Below are 4,343 nucleotides of genomic sequence, written 5' to 3'. Positions count from 1 at the left end.
TCCGAACCCTCACGCTATCTTCGCGCCCATGCCAGAATCCAGCCTCGCCCCGCTCATTGTCATCGATCTCCAGACCGGCATGTTCGACGGCCGCTTCGAGCCGCCGATCCATGATGCCGAAGGCATCGTCGCCCGCGCCCGCGCGGTGATCGACTGGGCGCGAGAATCCGGCCGCAAGGTCGCCTTCATCCGCCATGACGGCCCGCAAGGCGATCCGCTGGCGCCGGGCGCCAGCGGCTGGCCGGTATGGCCGGGGCTCGGCCAGGCCGGCGACGAACCGACCTTCGGCAAGACGGTCGGCGATGCCTTCTCCAATGCCGCGCTTGGCGAATGGGTAGCCGGCCAGGGCGCGGGCGCGGTCATCCTGCTCGGCGCGCAGAGCGACTTCTGCGTTGCGGCGACCGTGAAGGGCGCGATGGCGCGCGGCCTCGGCGTGACCGTGGTGTCCGACGCGCACTCGACGCTCGACACCCCTGCCGAGAGCGCGGCCGAAATCATTGCCCGCCACAATGTGGCTTTCGAAGAGGCCGGCGCGAAACTGGCGACGGCGGAGGCGCTGAGCGGACGCTGAACCCTCTCCCGGAAGGGAAGCGCCCTCAGCCAACCCGGGGAGACCTCACCATGCCAAGCCTCAACCTGCCCGCCGTAGGTGGATGCCGCTGTGGTCGTGTTCGCCTGAAGATCACCGCGCCGCCGCTGCTGACCATGGCCTGCCATTGCACCGGCTGCCAGCGTATGTCGGCCAGCGCCTATTCGCTGAGCGCGGCGATCCCCGACGAGGCCTTCGAAGTTACCCAAGGCGAGCCAGTGATCGGCGGGCTGCACGGCGCCTCGCGGCACTATTTCTGCCCGCATTGCATGAGCTGGATGTTCACCCGGCCTGAGGGGCTCGACTGGTTCGTCAATCTGCGCCCGACCATGCTCGACGATCCAGGCTGGTTCACGCCCTTCGTCGAGACCTGGACCAGCGAGAAACTGCCATGGGCGAAGACGCCCGCGGTGCACAGCTACGCGGCGCTGCCTGCGATGGAGGAGTATGGCGAACTGACGGCCGAGTTTGCCCAAGCCTTCACGACTGGCTCCTTCGCAACGGGCGGCTCCGCCGGCTGAGGGCATGTTATCAATATCTCAGCCGGCGGAGCGGGGGGCTGCCACCACTTAATGCCGTCACTGTTGCCCTTGGCATTTTCGAATTGGATAATATTGCGGAACGTCCAGTGGACATTCCGGGAACCAAGCGCAACCAAAACCTTCACGAACCGCGCCATGCCGATGGCGCAGGGTCGTTCTGGAGAGAGCCGGCCGTGGTCGACGGGGCCGCGGGGGCGCATGTTGGGGTGCTTTCGGGCCCGCGTCGACCAGGGCGGCTCGTACCGCCGCGAAAACACCATCGCATATCGGCAACGAAGCGGAACTTCCGCGATAGCGGAATAGGCTGGCGTGATTTTGCGGATTCGAGCTCCAGAGTTGCCACCTTGGCGCGAAAATGGCGATCGCCGGTTGCGGCGCCATCAAGAAACGACATGCCGAACCCGGCCAACATGATTGGCTACCAGACCACCGGCAAACCGGCTCGGATGTGCAGGCACCGGAGATATGAGGGCGCGCCCGCCAGCAGGTGAATCAACGCTTCAACCGACGGCCTAAGTGTTGGATATCCCAAGTGGCACGCCAGCCGCGGCCGGATGCCGCAAATTAATTTGCATGCAAATGTTTCGTCTCGGCGCCTTTTTGTGAAGCCTTTCACCGTTCTCGTGAAATCGGTCGGATACACATGCGGCGCAAAACTGGCGTCGCGTGACAGGGCAACACTGCCCGTTCCGCCGCTACGATACGGAGGATATCAATGTTGAAAAGCCTTCGCAGGCTTGTAGCCGCTCTCAAGCGCGCCTCCAGGCACAAACACACAATGCGTGCATTGAACGACTTGCCCCCGGAAACCCGGAAGGACATCAACTGGCCGCACTCGGCCCAAAGCTGTCCGGAACCGGTCCAGCCATACGAGATACGGTTGCCCTTCTGAAGCAGTTCCAGGAACAGCGGTCTACCGTCCGTGAGAACAAATGCTTGGAGCGGTTCGGTGGTTGCAGCAAAAGGCTGAACCGCTCTAAGGCTGCGAGGTCGACGCGCAGCGAACGACATGCCGCCGCGCGTCCAGCCGAACGATGCCGGCGGGGCGCCTGGCGGCCCGGCCATCGCCGATCTGGCGGCGTCCTAGCTTATGTCCGCAACAACTTCCCCCGATACAGGGTCGGTCACGCCGAGATCGCCGCCGAGATCTTCAAGCATGTCGCGGAACCCGTCGAGAATGCCGATCATCGACGGCCGCGCGGCGGCGAGGCTGTCCATGTCGTTCCACTCGCCGACAAAGCAGAATGTGCGCTCGCCGGTCTTGATGAGGGCGCCCTTGCGAAAGCCCGCGGCGTTGAGCGCGATGGTCTTGTGCTTCTCGACGAAGGCCTGTTCCTTGCCTGGCTTGGTGCGAAAGCGCACGACATTGTAGGCGGTCATGGTTTCCTCCGATCGGTTTGCGATCAGCCGGCGGGCTTGTAGACGCCCGCGGCCTTGTTGGCGGCCGCGAGCACGGCCTTCATGTCGAGTTCTTCGAGGATGACAAAGTCGCTCAACGAACCGCTTGCCCGCACCGCAAGGGCTATGCCCATCCCGGCAGCCTGGTCCGGCACCTCGCCATTGACGACGACGTCATAAGCGCCGCGCGTGAACATCAAGCCGGTCATCTTGCCGCCGACGCTTTCAAACAGCGCATTGACTGCAGCTTGCCGGTCCGAGCCCTGCATCAGTCCTTTGGCGGCGTGGGGTGCATAATTTGCCAACACGGTGACCTTCATGGGAATCTCCTCCAGATAACAATGTCTCGGGCCGCTCAATTGTTTGAGCAGCACCGGGTTGCTTGTCCTTTCACTGACATTTGACGTGGCCCGTGGGACCGCCTTGGGCAGCCAAGGCCAACGGCGGTGCATAACCGGAGCTTCGCTTCGGTTGTAGCAATATGCGCCTATTCTAATATGACGACAATCCCGCCGTGGACGCGGTTGCAATGGGCCTCATGCGGCACAACAGTCTTCCATCGGCGGTCGCCAAAATGTGCTTTTCTCCCTGGCGGAATGGCATTCCGGCTATTCCAACCGGCGAGGGAGCCTGATAATAGGTCAGCCACATTGACCTAAATGCGCATGATCTCGCAAAGCGCGAACCGCTTTTGGACGAGATCGTGCCCGAGCAAGATTGACCATCCACGGGGAGGTGGGCCTTGACCCTGATGAACCTGTTGGCGTCGCGCGCTTCGCGCATGAAGGCGTCGGAAATCCGCGAGCTGCTGAAACTGCTCGACCAGCCGGACATCATCTCCTTTGCCGGCGGCATTCCGGACCCCGCGCTGTTTCCGGCGGACGCCATCAGCGCAGCCTATTCCTCGGTGCTCGGCGGCGCGGAGGCGGGCGCGGCCCTGCAGTACCAGGTCAGCGAGGGCTACCTGCCGCTCAGGAAATGGCTGGCCGGCCAGATGGGCAAGCTCGGCGTCGCCTGCGACGAGGGCAACATCTTCATCACCTCCGGCTCTCAGCAGGCGCTGGACTATCTCGGCAAGCTCTTTCTCTCGCCGGGCGACACGGCACTCGTCACCTGGCCGACTTATCTTGGTGCGCTGCAGGCCTTCAACGCCTATGAGCCACGCTACGATCGGCTGACGCCGGACGGCGGCAACATGACGCCGGCGGCCTATCACGCAGCCGCGGCGGCCGCCGGCGGGCGGGTCAAATTCGCCTATCTGGTGCCGGATTTCGCCAACCCGACCGGCGAGACGCTGGGTGTCAAGCAGCGCGAGGCGGTGCTCGACCTTGCCGGTGATCTCGACATCGCGATCATCGAGGACGCGGCCTACCGGGCGCTGCGCTATGACGGCGAAAGCGTGCCGCCGATCCTGGCGCTGGACTGCCAGCGCTCCGGCGGCATCGACAATGCCCGCACGCTTTATTGCGGCTCCTTCTCGAAGATCCTGTCGCCGGGCATGCGCGTCGGCTGGGTCTGCGCGCCGCGCCGCGTGGTGGAGCGCCTGGTGCTGATGAAGCAGGCCTCCGACCTGCACAGCCCCTCGATCAACCAGGTGGCCATGCACCGCGCCGCCGAGGCGATCTTCGACCAGCACGTGGAAAAGTTGATCGGCGCCTACCGCGCCCGCCGCGACGGCCTGCTCGGCGCGCTCGAGGCCAACATGCCGGAGGGCGTGACCTGGAGCCGGCCGGATGGCGGCATGTTCGTCTGGGTGACGCTGCCCGAGGGCGCTGACGCCACGGCGCTGCTTGCCCGCTCGGTCAGGGAAGCGC

Annotated in this window: 5 protein-coding genes; 3 read left to right on the top strand and 2 right to left on the bottom strand. The window is 64.4% G+C overall.

The window, feature by feature from the left end; translation table 11 throughout:
- Window positions 1-28: 28 nt before the first annotated feature.
- Together EOA33_RS25710 and EOA33_RS25705 are read left to right on the top strand one after the other, a co-directional pair.
- Window positions 29-571: an isochorismatase family protein gene (locus tag EOA33_RS25710; protein WP_126055263.1), complete on the top strand. Its 543-nt coding sequence runs from the start codon at window positions 29-31 to the stop codon at window positions 569-571.
- A gap of 50 nt (window positions 572-621) precedes the next feature.
- The gene (locus tag EOA33_RS25705) at window positions 622-1,110 is read left to right on the top strand and encodes a GFA family protein (RefSeq protein ID WP_127406915.1); all 489 of its coding nucleotides are present in this window, start codon (window positions 622-624) and stop codon (window positions 1,108-1,110) included.
- A 1,104-nt stretch (window positions 1,111-2,214) separates the two neighbouring features.
- On the opposite strand, the gene EOA33_RS25700 is transcribed toward EOA33_RS25705, so the two are convergent.
- Together EOA33_RS25700 and EOA33_RS25695 are read right to left on the bottom strand one after the other, a co-directional pair.
- Window positions 2,215-2,511 carry an antibiotic biosynthesis monooxygenase gene (locus EOA33_RS25700; RefSeq protein ID WP_126055261.1) on the bottom strand — a complete coding sequence of 99 codons (297 nt, stop codon included), beginning with the start codon at window positions 2,509-2,511 and terminating at the stop codon, window positions 2,215-2,217.
- Between the two features lie 23 nt (window positions 2,512-2,534).
- On the bottom strand, window positions 2,535-2,849 hold the full coding sequence (locus EOA33_RS25695) for a GYD domain-containing protein (RefSeq protein WP_126055260.1): 315 nt from the start codon (window positions 2,847-2,849) through the stop codon (window positions 2,535-2,537).
- 431 nt (window positions 2,850-3,280) lie between these two features.
- On the opposite strand from EOA33_RS25695, the gene EOA33_RS25690 reads away from it, so the two are divergent.
- A partial coding sequence (locus EOA33_RS25690) for a PLP-dependent aminotransferase family protein (protein WP_245482434.1) occupies window positions 3,281-4,343 on the top strand: 1,063 nt, incomplete at its 3' end.

Origin of the sequence: Mesorhizobium sp. M4A.F.Ca.ET.050.02.1.1 (assembly GCF_003997725.1) — a bacterium.
Taxonomy (GTDB): Bacteria; Pseudomonadota; Alphaproteobacteria; order Rhizobiales; family Rhizobiaceae; genus Mesorhizobium.
This window is presented reverse-complemented; position numbering and strand designations above follow the sequence as displayed.

Bases quoted from the DNA above. Each gene is read 5' to 3' on its own strand.
- EOA33_RS25710 (WP_126055263.1), top strand. From the start codon at position 29: ATGCCAGAATCCAGCCTCGCCCCGCTCATTGTCATCGATCTCCAGACC.
- EOA33_RS25705 (WP_127406915.1), top strand. From the start codon at position 622: ATGCCAAGCCTCAACCTGCCCGCCGTAGGTGGATGCCGCTGTGGTCGT.
- EOA33_RS25700 (WP_126055261.1), bottom strand. From the start codon at position 2,511: ATGACCGCCTACAATGTCGTGCGCTTTCGCACCAAGCCAGGCAAGGAA.
- EOA33_RS25695 (WP_126055260.1), bottom strand. From the start codon at position 2,849: ATGAAGGTCACCGTGTTGGCAAATTATGCACCCCACGCCGCCAAAGGA.